The 16,062-nt window shown below is 57.4% G+C and carries 12 protein-coding genes; 7 read left to right on the top strand and 5 right to left on the bottom strand.

Annotated elements, in window-relative coordinates:
* Positions 1–620 precede the first annotated feature (620 nt).
* The 5 genes from asnB to NLM33_RS14980 form a co-directional block, all read right to left on the bottom strand.
* Positions 621–2,471 (bottom strand): asparagine synthase (glutamine-hydrolyzing), encoded by a 1,851-nt coding sequence (gene asnB / locus NLM33_RS15000; RefSeq protein ID WP_256570528.1) that lies wholly within the window; start codon positions 2,469–2,471, stop codon positions 621–623.
* A 77-nt stretch (positions 2,472–2,548) separates the two neighbouring features.
* Positions 2,549–3,679 carry a hypothetical protein gene (locus tag NLM33_RS14995; RefSeq protein ID WP_254096797.1) on the bottom strand — a complete coding sequence of 377 codons (1,131 nt, stop codon included), beginning with the start codon at positions 3,677–3,679 and terminating at the stop codon, positions 2,549–2,551.
* 100 nt (positions 3,680–3,779) lie between these two features.
* Positions 3,780–5,327, bottom strand: a complete 1,548-nt coding sequence (locus NLM33_RS14990; protein WP_254096796.1) for a lipopolysaccharide biosynthesis protein — start codon at positions 5,325–5,327, stop codon at positions 3,780–3,782.
* On the bottom strand, positions 5,324–6,454 hold the full coding sequence (locus NLM33_RS14985) for a glycosyltransferase family 4 protein (protein ID WP_254096795.1): 1,131 nt from the start codon (positions 6,452–6,454) through the stop codon (positions 5,324–5,326). Before NLM33_RS14985 ends, NLM33_RS14990 begins: the two co-directional genes overlap by 4 nt.
* Positions 6,451–7,899: an O-antigen ligase gene (locus tag NLM33_RS14980; RefSeq protein WP_254096794.1), complete on the bottom strand. Its 1,449-nt coding sequence runs from the start codon at positions 7,897–7,899 to the stop codon at positions 6,451–6,453. Before NLM33_RS14980 ends, NLM33_RS14985 begins: the two co-directional genes overlap by 4 nt.
* Positions 7,900–8,938: 1,039 nt before the next feature.
* On the opposite strand from NLM33_RS14980, the gene NLM33_RS14975 reads away from it, so the two are divergent.
* The 7 genes from NLM33_RS14975 (at position 8,939) to NLM33_RS14945 (ending at position 15,714) form a co-directional block, all read left to right on the top strand.
* A complete protein-coding gene (locus tag NLM33_RS14975) occupies positions 8,939–10,285 on the top strand; it encodes a Gfo/Idh/MocA family protein (protein WP_254096793.1) in 1,347 nt (448 codons plus the stop codon).
* Positions 10,263–10,931, top strand: coding sequence for a sugar transferase (locus tag NLM33_RS14970; RefSeq protein WP_256570527.1), 669 nt, complete (start codon positions 10,263–10,265; stop codon positions 10,929–10,931). The genes NLM33_RS14975 and NLM33_RS14970 overlap by 23 nt, the downstream gene beginning before the upstream one ends.
* Before the next feature lie 42 nt (positions 10,932–10,973).
* A complete protein-coding gene (locus NLM33_RS14965; RefSeq protein WP_254096791.1) occupies positions 10,974–12,155 on the top strand; it encodes a DegT/DnrJ/EryC1/StrS aminotransferase family protein in 1,182 nt (393 codons plus the stop codon).
* Complete coding sequence (locus tag NLM33_RS49490; RefSeq protein ID WP_305880487.1) at positions 12,152–12,898, top strand: hypothetical protein; 747 nt, start codon at positions 12,152–12,154, stop codon at positions 12,896–12,898. Before NLM33_RS14965 ends, NLM33_RS49490 begins: the two co-directional genes overlap by 4 nt.
* A 427-nt stretch (positions 12,899–13,325) precedes the next feature.
* The gene (locus NLM33_RS14955; protein ID WP_254096790.1) at positions 13,326–14,192 is read left to right on the top strand and encodes a glycosyltransferase; all 867 of its coding nucleotides are present in this window, start codon (positions 13,326–13,328) and stop codon (positions 14,190–14,192) included.
* Between the two features lie 44 nt (positions 14,193–14,236).
* Entirely contained in the window at positions 14,237–14,491 is a 255-nt protein-coding gene (locus NLM33_RS14950; protein WP_371930120.1) for a hypothetical protein, read from the top strand.
* A 197-nt stretch (positions 14,492–14,688) separates the two neighbouring features.
* On the top strand, positions 14,689–15,714 hold the full coding sequence (locus NLM33_RS14945) for a glycosyltransferase (protein ID WP_254096789.1): 1,026 nt from the start codon (positions 14,689–14,691) through the stop codon (positions 15,712–15,714).
* Positions 15,715–16,062: the final 348 nt, after the last annotated feature.

The raw sequence follows: 16,062 nt of genomic DNA, 5'->3' as shown, positions 1-16,062 counted from the left end.
TGCCGCCCGAATCTAATCCCGCGCTGTCGCGGCTCAATCGACCATCGTAGTTACCTACTTATTGCCCGCCCCATCCAGTTATCGCCAATGTCCAACCAGTGACGCGGACTACCGGTTCTGCCCAAGCGACGGGTGATTGGGTGGCTGACTGCCATGAGCTATGCGTACTTCACCAATTTGCCGGCTTCTACTAAGCGTTCGGCACATTCGGTCGATGGCGGCACGGCGATCGCGGGAGGCGTTGGTAGAAGCAGATTGGCCGCTCTATTGCTATCGGCGGCAGGTACCGAGTTCCTGCTCGTAGCCCGGTGCGGCCAATTTTCGCAGCTGACATCGACTGGCCTTGTTGGAGACGCCGGATTCCGCCAGGGAAGGTACCGGACCGTGGAAAGCATCTTTCGGGGGCGGGCTCGATGAACTTTCGCTCCAAAGCGAATACAATCTACAAGTGGGCATTCGTGACTGTAGGAGGAGAGAGGTTGGCATGGGGCGCGCAGATGGCGATCGTTGAGAACAGTACGCATCGCCGACGAACGCTTCACCGCCGATGATCGCGCCGGTGTCAGGATCACACCCAAGCGCAGGCACCGCTGGTGAACATGCTCGAAGCGAGGTGCCAGCTATTCTGGTACGGAAGCACGGTACTCACGGCGCCACATCTCAACCATCATGACCTGAAATAGACGGCGACTTCCGCGCTCTGTCGACCGAAGTCTTGACAGCAAGCGCGCCAAAAACCGTTTTTCGAAAAGTGGCGAGCCGGTCGCGATGAGATCGTCCACGAGCGGCCTCCAAGGTCCCTGGAACCATTCATGCAGAGGGATCGAGAAACCCTGCTTTCGGTGGCTATCAAAGTCGGGAGGTAGCCAGCGCTGTGCAAGCGCACGCAAAATGATCTTTCTTCGACCATCCTCGACTTTGAATCTTCCGGGCAATCGCCCAAAAGCAAACTCAACGATTCGATGATCCAGGAGGGGCGCGCGCACCTCCAGGGATGTGAGCATGCTGGCCCGATCGACTTTGACGAGAATATCATCGGGTAAGTAGCTGCGGAACTCGGTGGCACAAATCGCATCAATGCCACCGCAGACTGTTTCCAATCCCGCGCGACGAAGTTCCGGGGTAACCGACATCGGCCGGCCGGTCAGTCGCGACCGCGTAATCGGATCAAGTAGTCGCGTCAGCGCTGTTTGTGGCTCGGTGCAGCTGAGTAGTCCCAAGATCGCGTTGCGTCCTTCGATTCCCAACGGTATCGATTTTGCGGCGAGCGCCTCCAATCCGAGCCGATGCAGACCAAACTTCCGCAGTTGCGCGATCTTCAGAAGCCAAGGGTGATGAATGTAGCCACCGAAGAGTTCATCGCCGCCATCGCCTCCCAGGGCGACAGCGCATTCCTTTCGAATTGCGCGGCTCACAAGATAGGTGGGAAGCACTGAGTTGTCGGCGATTGGCTCGTCATATTGACGGATGAGTGAAGGCAGGAGCTCGCCCGAGCCGGGCTCAGCGACGAGTTCAGTATGGTTTGAACCGAGATAATCAGCGACTCGACGCGCGTGGCGCGACTCGTCGAAGCTCGGATAGCCTGGAAAGGCGACGTTGAAAGTGCGAATAGTCCGCTCCGAACTCCTGACGGCTGCGGCAGCCACGAGGCTCGAATCAAGACCACCGCTCAGCATGATGCCAATCGGCACATCGGCGATGAGCTGGCAGCGCACGCTCTGCATCAGCAAGACTTCGAGATCGCCAGTGAGCTCTTGCAGATCGCTCTGCGCGGTGTTGGTGGCCCGTATCGGTAGGTTCCAATATCTTTTGATCTGCAGTCGATCCAGATCGGGCTCGTAAGTCAGCCAATGCCCGGGCGGGAGTTTCGCGAATCCGTCGAGGATGCAAAGTGACCCGGAAACGTAACCATACGCCAAGTAATCGTCGAGCGCCTCGCGATTGATCCTCCGTGGGATGTTCGGATCAACGAGAATAGCCTTCAGTTCGGACGCGAAAGCGAACCGGCCCTTCTTGTGCAAATAGAACAGAGGCTTTTCGCCGGCCCGATCGCGCGTAACGAACAGGCGTCGTTTGGCGCCGTCCCAAATCGCGAGCGCGAACATTCCGACCAAACGATCGAGGCACGCGGGGCCCCACGTTCGATACGCGGCGATCACGACCTCGGTATCGCTTGCGCTGCGAAAGCTATGGCCGCGCGCCTGAAGTTCGGCTCGAACTTCCTGAAAATTGTAGATCTCACCGTTAAAAACGATTGTTATCTGGCCATCATCCGAGCTCATTGGCTGATGACCGAGAGGGCTGAGATCGATTATGGCTAGGCGCCGATGACCCAAGCCTACCCGCCGATCAGGACTGAGCCAGGTACCAGCATCGTCCGGGCCGCGGTGTGCAAGAGCATCGCACATGCTTTGCACCAATTGAAGGCTAACCGGCTTCTCGGCCTCGATTATACCGGCAATTCCGCACATGCTTGCCCGATCGTTTTTCTATTCGAAAAGAAAGATACTCGAGATACTGCAAGGTTACAGAGGAGGGGCGCTCAACGTCAAATGTCCACGGTTAACGGGCGGATGAGATCAATCACTGCATCCACCCCGGCGGTGTCCGTGAACCAGACCCGCTTCGGATCGGCGGGATCAATGACCATCGCTGGCGGCGTAGAGGCAAACTCGCTGTTGGGCAGCCACGGAACCGAAGACGTGGCGCTCACGTTCCAAAAGGTCCAACTGGCGCCGCCATTCGTGGAGCGGTACCAGCCGTAGTGGTTCTCCATCGTCACCAGGACGTTTGGATTGGTCGGGTCAACGCTGATGGCCGAAAAGTTGCGCCTCTCCCGAGGCGGCGAGATGTTGGTCCAGGCGCCCCCGGAAAATTTCGCGACGCCGTCGTCGTGGGTCACGTAGAGCGTTCCATCAGAGGCGATGGCTTCGCGGTGAGGGCCAACCGGGCTGCCTGCCATGAGGGCCCACGAGAGCCCTGCGTCCGTGCTTCGGTAGACTCCCTGGCCACGTACAGCGGCATAGACTGTTGAAGGCGAACCCGCCCTGCCTGTCGTGCGATCGATGGCCACGAAGGTGATCCCCCGCTGCAAACTTGCTGCGGCGTTGGTGCGCTTCCACAAACCATCGTTGCGTGAACCAAAGTAAAGGACGTTGCCGTCATTCGGATCTACAATCAGGCGCTCCCCGTTGAGCGCGCCGGGGAAGTCGTTGCCGTGCATCACGACGTTCAGATTAGTGCGCTGCCATTTCTTGCCTTGATCCGTGGACTTGAGCACATCCCACGGTCCGCCGCGCCACCAGTTGAACATCCCGGCAGCGAAGTAGACGTTATTGGGGTTCGATGGATCGATAGCGATGCTCTCTCCGCCGAATAGATTCTCCTGCGAGAGTGGGAGCCAGTCGAGCAACGGAATCCACCGCTGGTTGGCAGCATCCCACCGGTAGCATCCACCGACATCGGCGCGGATGTAGAGCAAGTTGGGGTTGGGGGCGGATGGATGCGCGACGATCCCGGTGACGTACCCACCGCCGCCCCACTTCACGTTTGTCCAGACGTGTGGCTCGCTCTTGACAGCGCCCGCATGCCCGGCGGCGAAGCTCAAAGTGGCCAGCAGGGCTCCTAGACACGCTCGATAAATGAACCATGCGCTCCTGGCACTCTTTGCCAGGGCCATGAACTGACCGCGCGGCCTAGTGCGAATCGTCACCGCTCGTTCGGCTGTTGCACGCAGTCGTCGTTCTTCCATACATCCTCCGACCGCCTATGAATTTCAGTTAATAAACGCGCTCTTCGCTCGCGCGGCGAACGAGAGATAGCACCGAGTGATGGACCTTCGTGAGCACGAACCCAAGCAGTACGGTCGTCATAAAAGCCGAAGACTTCGCCACGAGTCGCAAAAAAACGGATGTGTCTAGCTCGGAGGAGACTATGTGAGCGACCAGTACACCGACTACAACCACGAAGGCGACTTTCCAGGTCTGATCCATCGGTATCAATTTGGCGATACTGGTTCTGAGCGCCGTGGCGACCTTGATCAACGCCCACCACTCCCAAAGAACTAGACCGGTGATGCTTCCTGCAACCGCACCGGCGAGACCAAACAACTGGAGACCAAGGATGCTCAAGGCAACTGACAGCAAAAGCGATATCGCGCTGATTGTCGCGGCCTGCCGGCCCAATCCTAACGCCCAAAGAAGCTGGCCGGCCCCGAAAACAGTTGCGATCTGTCCCAGCGAGTAAATTTGCATGAGCGGCGCTGCCCCGAGATACTCGCGCGTATAGATCAGTTCCACCAGGTCGTCCGCGGTCGCTATCAGCAACCCGAAGAGTGGCGGCAGCGTACATGCCAGCAGCAGATACGCTTTCGACACCAGCTTGCGGGCGCCATCAACGTTGCCTTCGCCCACCAAGGAACTGAAGTTAGGCAGAAGCGCGTTACCTAGAGGCTGGCGGGTCAAGGTTCCGAGGAGCATGGCGGTCGATGCAATCGAGATGAGTGCAAAGGCAGAGCTCGAAAAGTTCGCTGCCACCACCCATTGACCGGCCTGCCCACGCAAGGCAAAAAAGCCATCGGCCATCGCAAAGGGCAGCGAGTACTTCAATTGCGCGCGGGCCAACTGGCCGTCGAATCCGAGACCCCGTTCCTGCGCGGCAAAGAGGGCATAGAACACCGCAAGGCCGACCTTCAGCATGGCCAGGCCGCACATCACCACCAGAATCCATCCGACATCGCCAAATGCGACTGCTGCACCTGCCAATGCCGCTGTCTTGACTATCGCAAACCCGATCGTTGCGCAGGCCCCCCATTCCGCCTTTCCGTCCGCCGTCGGCAAGACATCAAGAATCGACGCCAATATCCAGATGCCAACGAAGATCTGAACGAGGGGCGAGTAAGGCTGGAGGCCTCCAATCGAACTCGGCAAGACGGGCATCAGCCCTAAAAGCAACAGAATCGAGAGCCCCCCAAGAGCGAAGAGACTTGCGAACGTATTGCCCATGAGCTTTCGGCGGGTTCCTGGAGCGGCGCGCGGCAGGAAATAGAACAGGGACTGCGGCAGGAACAGGGGAAAGAGGATCAACCCCGTTTGGACGAGCAGCCACATCAGGCGGTAGTCCCCGAACTCCTGCTTGGTCAGGTGGCGGACCAGGATGACAGGCACCCCCAACTGCATGGCATATTCGAGCAACCCTGCAGCCGCGAGAAATCCTGCCTTCCGGCGAATCCCCGATCCCATGCCGCGCGCGCGCCTCCTGTATGCGGCCCGCTCCAGCAGGCTTTCGTACTTCCTGCGAAGTGGAGCGGTTTGCTCGGCGCGCGTCATTTTTTCCTTCGGCGAACCGCTTCCTCGATGGCTGTGACGTAGGGCTTCAGCACCACGTGATCGCCATGCACCCGGTCCATATAGTTCCTGCATCGCATGGACACCTTTCGCCATTCTGTTTCATCGGCAATCAAGTGCTCAGCAGCGCAAGCCATCTCATCGATGGACCGGAGCGAGACACCCAGGCCTTCGCGACTGATAAGTCCACCAGGATCAAAAAAAGATATTACAGGAACGCCGCGACTCCACGACTGAAGAAAGGAATTCGGAAAACCCTCCGTGTCGGAGGTGTTGACGAAGACCTTGGCGCGGTCATAGAGGTCACCTACGTCGTGATAAGGCACGCGACCGCAAAACGTCAGGTTCGGCTGTCTCTTCGCGGCAGACTCGATCTTGCTGTACAGATCGGAAAAACCCGGTTGTGGACCACCGACCATGTGAATATGCCGGGAAGGCATGTGACGCGCCAACTCGATGGCGAGTTCGGGTCGCTTGAAGGGAAGCAGGTTGCTGACCCAAAGAATTTCCAAGTCGCGCTTCTCACGATCCAGCTGCCGACTGGGGGGATCCAGCAGCGGGTCAGCGACCACGCTCGTCACTGCGTAATTTTCCATGAGTGCGCGTTGCTGGCCCGCGTGCTGGCAAAGGATAGTATGAGCATGTCTCAATCCATATTTGTACAATTGTTTGTCTCGCGTATGGAGAATGCTCAGTCGTTTAGGTTTAGGATCGGCATCGTTGTCGTGTGCTAACCGGTGTATGAAGCCACGTCCATGCCGGCGGCAGAACATCGCGACCAAGCCGACAAGCCCACCCTCGGTACTCGTGTAGTAAACGTCGGCATCGGCCCGCATCAACGCCGCCCACGTTGTGGTCAAACGGGGATAAACAAAACGAAGTACCGGAAGACCCGCATCCGGACGATACGCTTTGTAGGTTGTGACGCCATGCCAGGCTGCTGCGTCTGACTGACCATAATCCCAGACGACCATGGAAACCTGGTATCCACGAGCAACGAGTGCTTTCGCGAGCAACGTCTGTTGTAACTGCGCCCCGCCATTGCCATGGTGGTTGTATTCGCGGGCAAGGATCGGAAGGTTATCGAAACCGACGAAACACACCTTCATGGCGGCGGTCTCTTGATGGAACACGTTGATTGTGCCTGACCGAGGGCGAGCCCGTAACACAGCCATAGAGCCGCCTGCGGGGGGGTTGGAGTAAATCGACCATCCGTGAATCCGTCGGCTGCAAGGCACAACAGGCCAACCATGCAGCCTTCAAAAACACCGCGCCATTGCGGATCGACGTGGTGCTTGGATAAATGACTAAACGTCCGCCATACTGACCAGAAGAAAACCGCCACAACCACAACACCCACTATTCCGAGGTCAAGGGCGACGGCCAGATAGGCATTATGCGGATGAGCGACCGGAAGCATGAGGCCACGGAGGTTCGGGGTCGCCCACAGCGTCGAATAGAGGCCTCCACCAATAATGGGCGCCTCCCAAAAAGTACCTATCAATGTAAGCCAGAGGTTGAGCCGACCAGCGGTTATCGCCTGTTCGTCCCCGGTAGCCAGGCCGGTCGATGCCCGTTCAATGAACGCGTCGGGCAATAGCAATACGACCGTCACGATTGCAAACAGCGCCAGCAAGAACTGACCCATGCTTCGCTGTTTCCATATGTAGGAGCCCAGTATGATGGCAATCCCAACGAAAGCGGCCCGTGAGAAGGTCAACGCAGCCATCATTGCGGCAGCGCCGGCGCATGCCAGCAGTATTGCACGCGACCAGGGTGCAGAGGTGGCTAGTGCGGCGTGGAGGAGGATCGCGAACCCAATGTTGGCCAGCAGGCCGATTTCATTGGCATGTAATCCGATCCAACTTAGAAAATCTCTGTCGCCAGCCGCCAGGCCCTGCAGGCTGATGCCATCGATAACGAGGTAACCGGCAATCACGAAGAAAAAGGCAATGTACGCAGCTGCCAGCGCCCAGATTACGGAGCGTCCATTGCCGCTTCGGGAAAGAACCGCCGCCAACCAGGCCACCGTAAGCATTATCAACGACTTTGCAAAGTCCAGCAGATATGCGGTTTTTGTTAAGGGCTGAAGGTTAGGAAGTACGATCGCCCTTTCCACCGAACCGACACCGAGGCAGGCGCCAAGTGTCATGACGCCCACATAAATCCAGAATGTAGTTGGGAAGCTGACGAATTGAATATCCTCTCGCCTGAATGCGGAAGCCGCGAACAACGATAAGAGTGTTAGCCCAAGCAAGATATTGAATGGGTTCAATCCGGTTATCTCGAAAAGTTCTCGTGGAACGAGCTGGCTCGAGGCGAATGGCAACAGCAATGCGAGCAGCCAAACGCCTTTCCGATAGTCAGCAAAAATGATCAGTGCGAACAAGAAGCTGCAATAGAGAAGACCGTAGGCGGACGCGCCGAGAAACGCTGTCACGCCACCGATCAGCGCCGCGGAAATGCCAAGGAGTACTAGAGTTAGAATGCTAACCCTCAATTGAGAGGCATGGTCGAGCGTCAGATTCGTTGACATTGCTTGGTTTACCGACATCCTAGCTCGCTGTTGCAGGTATGTGCTCACGGTTAAACTCTCATCGTTCGAATTGACGACAACATGAGCCAATAGCGCCAGCGTCAGTTCGGAAAGCCGAGCGGCCCCAGCTTAAGAGCGAGGCCAAGCATAACGTTCCGATCATCGCGGTCAATCTACCCACGACTGCGCCAAATATTCCAACAAGAATCATGAGCGATGCTGGTGGGTACCCCGCGTATGCGGGCGGGTACTCCCGCCTGTGTACCTCAGAGGAGGTAGGTCATAGTCCCTGTTTTCAGCGGCGTGTGCGCCAAACGACTGAACGCACGATGATGACAACGGATCGCCGTAACACATTCTACGAACTCCTCAGCTCGGGTCTGATAGAGCAAAGTCTTTCGAGGCCTTTCATTGAGCTGCCTTGCGATCGCGCTGAGCTTGGCCTGGCTATACAGGGAATATCGATGCCAGGCTGAAGATATTGGGATTAGAGTGTTGCACCGATCGGTTGAAGCAGGCGGAGCTTCGGGGCGCCTTTCAATTGCTTGAGGTGCAGAGGAAACAGCTGAGGGAAGAGGTTCAGAAAGCCGGCTCCAGGTTTGGAGCTTTTCGGCTGCAGCCTCGATCTGTTCCATCAATGATCAGCGCTCCTTCCTTCTCAGGCGTGCGAACGACCTTGCCGATCAATGCAGGGCTCAATGGCGTAGCTATAAGGTCCGGAAGCAGTGACCGAGCAGTTACTGAGGCTGAGGCCGGTCACGCAATCGCAATACGTCTGCGGGATTGTGAGCAGCTTGGAAGCAACCAATGCTGAAAGGGATGAAAGTAGCGCCATGAGCCAGGCGGGGCGATCTCTCACCGAGGCTCCCAGCGCTCCATCTCATCCGCGTCTATCAGGACACAATGGCTGCTCGTTTCAAGCTGACGCAATGGAGGCACAGCTTCGCACAGAGCTCCGGAGTGTAAAAACGAGATTGCCGGTCTCTCGTCGAGAGAGAGGGAATACAATGAGCTGAGCCGCGATGTGACTCTGGCGGTGAGCGCTACCGAGAGTTAAGTGAAGCGGACCACCGAAGAGCGGATCAACACGCGTATTGGGCTTGCGAATTGCGCAATTGGCCAGTCCGTCAGAGTTTTTCGCCTTCCTCAACCGATCATTGTCCTGGCGCTCGGCCTGGTAGGTACTCCCAAAGAGCGTAGATCACTATCCATGTTCTTCAACAGCCCGCGGGCCAAGTTGATTATCTTGAATGAGCGCACGATGAGGGCCTTCAAACAAGGAGCCAACATGGCGAAAAATGAGGACGCGGAAATTCAGGCCGCGAACGGCGGCCCGTCGCTCGCCGTCATCGGTTGCGGCTACTGGGGCGCGAAACACATCCGCGTCAGCTGCGATATACGCAATGCACGGATGTCGATGGTCGTTGATCCGCGTCCTGACAGATTGGAATATGTCCGTTCACAATATCCCTCTGTCGCGGTTTCGCGTGATATCGGCGCGGTACTGAATAACCCTTCTATAGACGGGGTCATTGTCGCCACCCCTGTGGAGACGCACTTTGAATTGGCGCGAGCGGTGCTCCAGGCCGGAAAGCACGTGCTGGTCGAGAAGCCGTTGGCGATGACGAGCGCGCAATGCCGCGAGTTGAATGCGATCGCCGAGCAGCGCAAGCGCGTGCTGATGGTCGGGCACACATTCGAGTATCACCCGGCGGTCGGTGTCATGCGCCAGATGATCAAGAACGGCTCTCTCGGAGAACTTTACTACATTGACTCGCGGCGCCTGAATCTCGGTCTCTACCGGCAGGACGCCAATGTTCTTTGGGACTTGGCGCCGCACGACCTCTCGATCATCTTCTGCTTGCTGGAGGAGGTGCCGCAAACCATCGGTGCCTGGGGTTGCGCGCACGTTCTGCCCAACGTCGAGGATGTTGTTTACGCCAAGATGGGCTTCAAGAGCGGCCCGACCGCCCACGTGCATGTTTCCTGGTTGGACCCGGTCAAGGTGCGCCAGATCACGGTCGTCGGAAGCGATGCGATGCTGGTGTTCGACGACGTGCAGCCGTCCGAGAAAGTGCGCGTATACCAGAAGCGATTCAGGCCGCAGATCCACGGCGACTCCTACGCCGACTTCCAGTCGGCCTATCATCATGGCGACGTTCATATACCCGCGATATCCGACAGCGAACCTCTGAAACTCGAGGTACTCGACTTCGTCAATGCGATCATGACCGGGGGACGGCCGCGCGCGGACGGATTGCACGGGCTGCGCGTTGTCGAAGCGCTCGAGGCGGCCTCGGCGTGTCTACGGCTCAAGCACAAGCACGGTGGCAACGGCAGGGATCAACGGGTGTTTCGGCGGCGGAATATGCCGGCGGGAGGTGCCGAAATTGCCGTCGCATGAAGCCACGCGGGGGAAGACGGCCCTGCGGGAATTCGGAAAGCGGGCGCTCGACGTCGCGATCTGCGTTCTCGCGATCGTGCCGCTGGCCCTCGTCTTCATCGCGGTGTGGATAGCAATCCATCTCGATAGCCCCGGACCAGCGGTCTTTCGCCAACGCCGGATCGGGCGAGACGAGAAGCCGTTCAACTGCTTCAAATTCCGGACGCTCCGCCACAACGCCGACGAAAACATCCATCGCGAGGCGATCCGGAAAGCTTGGGCAAAGCAACCCCTCTCGAACGATCCCGCCGCCCCTTACAAGTTGACAGACGATCCTCGCGTGACGCGCGTGGGACGGTGGTTGCGGAGAACCAGCCTCGACGAGCTGCCTCAACTCCTCAACGTATTGCGGGGCGAGATGAGCATCGTCGGTCCGCGGCCGGCAATTCCTTATGAACTCGAGCACTTCCGGGACTGGCACCATAAGCGTCACATCGTGAAGCCCGGAATCACCGGAATTTGCCAGGTGCGCGCTCGGGGTCGTGTCAGCCCCGAGGTGATGCTCGAGATGGACGTCGAATATGCAATGAACTGGACCTTATGGACCGACCTGAAGTTGATTGCCCTGACGTTTCCCGCGGTGCTGCGGGGGCATGGTGCCCGATGACGTTCTCAAGAAATATATATGGATTCTCGTGAGGTTCGAAAAATGCACATTCCGTTCGTCGATCTCAAAGCGCAATATGAAACGCTGAAAGACGAGGTGGCCGAAGCAATTCGGGGCGTCCTCAACTCAGCGCAGTACATAGGCGGTGAGGCGCTTACCTCGTTCGAAAGAGATTTCGCCGCGTATTGCCAGGTGCGCCATGCGCGCGGTGTGGCGAACGGCACGGACGCGCTTCATCTGGCGCTGCGGGCCTTGGGTATTGGTCATGGCGACGAGGTGATTACAACCGCCCATACCTTCATCGCCACCGCGGCGGCCATCGTGGCGACGGGAGCGCGGCCCGTGTTCGTCGATATCGATCCGGACACCTACACGATCGATCCCAAGATGATCGAGCGCGCCGTAACCGATCGTACAAGAGCGATCATCGCGGTTCACCTCTTCGGGCAGCCGGCTGACATGGGTCCAATCAAGGACATCGCACGGCGGCGCGGCCTCTATGTCCTGGAAGATGCAGCCCAGGCGCACGGAGCGGAATATCAGGGGGTCCGCACCGGGGCGCTCGGCGATGTCGCATGTTTCTCGTTTTATCCGGCGAAGAACCTCGGGGCCTATGGCGACGGCGGAGCGATCACCACCAACAATGCCGCGATCGCCGAGCGGATCGAACGACTGCGTGACCACGGTCGAACCACCCACTACAGCCACGCCGAGATCGGGTTCAACAGCCGGCTAGACGCTCTCCAGGCCGCAATCCTGCAGATCAAGCTCCGGCGTCTGGATGAATGGAACGCCAACCGGCGGCGCGCTGCGGAGTGGTACGCCGCGGAGTTGGCGCAGTCGGGGATCAAGACGCCGTTCGTTCGAAAGGGGTCGACGCACGTCTACCATTTGTATGTGATCACCACGAACGAGCGTGACGCAATGCGGATCAAGCTCGACGAGGCCGGCGTGGCGACCGGGATCCACTATCCGTTGCCGCTCCACCTACAGCCCGCTCTCGTCCATCTCGGCTACAGGAAAGGTGACCTGCCATTCTGCGAAGCGATGGCCGCGCGATCATTGTCCCTGCCCATGTTCCCCGAACTCACACGCGACCAGGTGCGCCGTGTCGCCGCGATTGTGGGCGCTCCGGCCGAGCAGGACGGTCACGAGGAATTGTGGCGGAAGTCGACGTATGCGCCCGCCGCGCTACGCGCCGATGGCGGGAAGGAGTGGCGATGAATCGAATCAGTGCATGGGCGGTGGTCGAGACCCAGGCGATCGGTGCGGGCGTGACGATCGCCGAGTTCGCTGTGGTGCGGCCTGACGTTACGATTGGCAACGGGGTGGTCATTCACCCGCATGTCGTGATTGAGAGCGGCGCAAGAATTGGGGACAACGTCGAGATCTTTCCGGGCGCCTATATCGGCAAGGCGCCCAAAGGAGCCGGGGCGTTGTCGCGCGCGCCGCAATTCGAGGCGTGGGTCGATATCGGCGCCGATTGCTCTATCGGACCGAACGCGGTCGTATTCTACGACGTCTCGGTCGGGGCTGGGACCCTGATCGGTGACGGCGCCTCGATCCGTGAACAATCGCGGATCGGCTCGAAGACCGTCATCGGACGTTACGTCACGGTCAACTACAACACGCGGATCGGCGATCGCGTCCGGGTGCAGGATCACACCTGGCTGGCGGGCAATATGACGATCGAAGACGACGTGTTCATTTCAGGCTGCGTCGGCACTTCGAACGACAATGCGATCGGCCGCAACGGCTACGACGGTTCGCCCATGCTGGGGCCCAATATCGCGCGCGGCGCGGCAATCGGAGTGGGAGCCAACCTACTGCCAGGTGTCAGAATCGGGGTTGGCGCCGTCGTCGGCGCCGGCGCGGTGGTGACAAAGGACGTGCCCGACGGTGCGCTCGTGATGGGTGTCCCAGCGGGGGTCCGACGACGGTTCAAAGCGGCTACCGGCGCAGCCTAGAGACTCGATGGTTCCTGCCAAACGTGGAGCGAACACAATCGTGAGGATCCTCGGCGTCATCAACATGTATCAAAATCCTAATTTTGGTTGAACGTTGGGACTGCGGTGATAACGGTCGGGTGATGGAATGCCGAATTCGTCAGGGCCTGCGATCAGGGTACTGCATATAACCGACACGTTGGGCTCCGGGGGGAAGGAGCGACAACTGATTGAATTGTTGCGCGGGTTCAACAAAATAGATGGGTTCGTTAACGAGCTAGTCGTTCTTTCAGATACCATCCACTATGATGAGGTTAGGTCACTGGGAATAAAAATACACATCTTCAGAAGAAGCCGAAAATATGATTTCCGTATTTTCGAAAAGCTATATGGCGTGGCGAGACGATACCGGCCGAATATAATATACTCCTGGGAGTCGATGTGCTCGGTGTATGCGTCACCAATTGCGTTGTTATTTAGATCGGCTTTGATCAATGGGATGATACGATACGCACCGCTCGTTTTGAATTTGAAAGATCAAGCATACCGACGTTTACTTCTGACAGCTCCATTTTCAACGGTAATCCTGGCAAACTCATTGGCGGGACTTAGAGCTTTTGGAGTTGATGGCAAAAAAGGTCTTTGCATACACAACGGTTTCAATCTTAACCGAGTAAACAATCTTCCTGACGTCAACACCGTCAAGCATTCGTTGGAGATAAGAACCAAGCATGTGGTCGGTATGATCGCACGATTCCATCGAGAGAAAGATTATAGTACGTTTTTTAAAGCGGCAAAATTGCTGTGCAGCGAGCGCAAGGACATTACATTCGTTGCTGTCGGTGAAGGACCGGATCTGGAAAGCTTCAGGGGGCGTCTGAAGAGCGACAGTCAGGCGAATATACGCATTCTAGGAGTCAGCAAACGGGTCGAAGAAATCGTAAAAACGTTTTCCGTCGGAGTCTTGGTAACGGACACAAGATACCACGGAGAGGGAATAGCTAATGCAATTCTGGAGTACATGGCGCTGGAAAAGCCGGTCATAGCCACAGACGCAGCTGGCAATCGCGAAATTGTCAAGGACGGGGAGAATGGATTCCTAATTCCATTCGGAGATGAAAATGCACTGGCGTTGCGGATAAGGGAAATTGTCGACCGTCCTGACGTTGGAAGCGCGTTCGGTCGCGCAGGACGGGCGCTCGTGGAGCAGAAGTTCGGGATTGAGCAAATGGTGCAGAAGCACGTTGAACTGTTTCGGCGATTGGCAAGTAGGGAGCGCTTTGAAGTTGGATTGCGAGATGGGGCCTCAAGTTGATCGAACGATCATATTTGGAGGCTGCTGAAAGGGTATTGGTCGCTATGTGCGGGATTGCAGGTTTGATTAGTCTCGCTGCGCAGCCGGAGGCGTTGGAGTGTTCGGCGCGCGACATGGCGAATGCGATTGCGCATCGCGGACCAGACGGTGAGGGGGGGTGGATTGATGCAGCGATTGGCGTCGGGATTTCACACCGCCGACTTGCCATAATTGACGTAAGTGAGGCCGGAGCGCAGCCCATGATGTCAGCAGATGGGCGGTGGGTCGTGAGTTACAATGACGAGATAAAATGCGGATGAAATTCGCCTTCTTTCCTTCGAGGCGTGGCGACGACAATGGGCCGAGCAAATGCGCCGGCGGCCGGCGCAGGCCAGTAATGCGATGGCAATTACTGCCGGGCGCTGAGGGAACGCAGGATCGTGAGGATCCGCTATGTCACCAACATGTATGTATCCGAGTCGGCAGAGACCGGGCCACAAAACTTCATCGAGGTTTGTTGATAGCGAATTATCAGGCGGTCGCCATTCCCGGAGACCACAAGGAGCAAGCCGCGATGATGGTTCTGCATGTGACGGGCGCATACCCTACTGAACAGAATCCGTCTGAGGGAGTTTTCATCCGCACTCAAGTGGAGTCGCTGGCGAAGCTTGGGATTGATGTTGATGTTTGCCTGCTCAATGGCACTGGCATTGGCAAATATTTCAAGGGCATTGCTGAAGTACGGAAGGCTGTGCGTTCGAGGGAGTACGATATCGTTCATGCGCACTATATGTACTCAGGCTGGACTGCCAGATTAGCTACTGCCCTGCCACTCGTTGTGTCTTTTATGGGCAACGACGTATATGGAAATTGCAGCGAGTGGGGAGAATATCGATCCTCTAATCGAGTGTTGCACGGACTATTCTCCCGTTTATTGTCGTACGCGACGGCTCACAATATTGCGAAGAGTGCCGGTCTTGCAAAATATCTTCGCGCCAAAACAACGTCGATTATTTCCAATGGAGTGGATCTTGATATCTTCTATCCCAGAACGGTCGCTAAGCGCGAAGTGGGTCTGAAGGAATGCGAGCAGCACGTTCTATTTGCAGGCAGGCCCTCAGCAGGGGGTTATAAGAGATACCCGCTCGCCGAAGCCGCTTTTGAGTTAGTTCGAAAATCAAATCCATCTGCCAAATTGGTCACTCTTGATAAGAGACCTCAACAAGAAGTCGCGCGATTCCTGAACGCCGTCGATTGTTTGCTGCTTACATCCGCTCATGAGGGTTCTCCGAACATTGTCAAAGAAGCTCTTGCCTGCAATCTACCGATTGTCTCCGTCGATGTTGGCGACGTGGCCGAGCGAATTAGAGAGTTCGAAGGATGTTACATCGTGCCTGACGAACCGGCCTTTATCGCGGAAGCTGTAGCGAAGGTACTGGTCCGTGGAAAGCGTCTTTCCGGCGCTTATGCCGCGGTCGATGAAATTTCGCTCGCGAAGATCGGCAGGCGAATACAATCTTTGTATGAGCACGTTCTCTCCTGAAGCTGCCGGAGGGGAGAGGTTGGCGCGGGGCGCGTGGATGACGATCGTTATCGCCGATAACAATTTCTACCGTGTCGCTCCGCATCGCTTCAACGCGCACAAATTTGACCGGCTTGCTCGGGCTGCCTGCCAACAGCACGACCACCCCAGACGCCTTCGCCTTGCGGCGCCACGCGAAATGTTGCGACGGATCGAGCCCATTTGACCGCACAACCGCCGATACATTCGCTCCGGCAACCAGCGTCTCTCACAATCCTCGCCTTCTCCTCATCCGACCATGACCGGTAACTGCGTGCCGGACTGATCGACGGCCGCACAGGGGCTCGCCGTGAGAACTTCGAGGCTTCT

The sequence above is a fragment of the Bradyrhizobium sp. CCGUVB1N3 genome (genome assembly GCF_024199925.1).
GTDB lineage: Bacteria > Pseudomonadota > Alphaproteobacteria > Rhizobiales > Xanthobacteraceae > Bradyrhizobium.
This window is presented reverse-complemented; position numbering and strand designations above follow the sequence as displayed.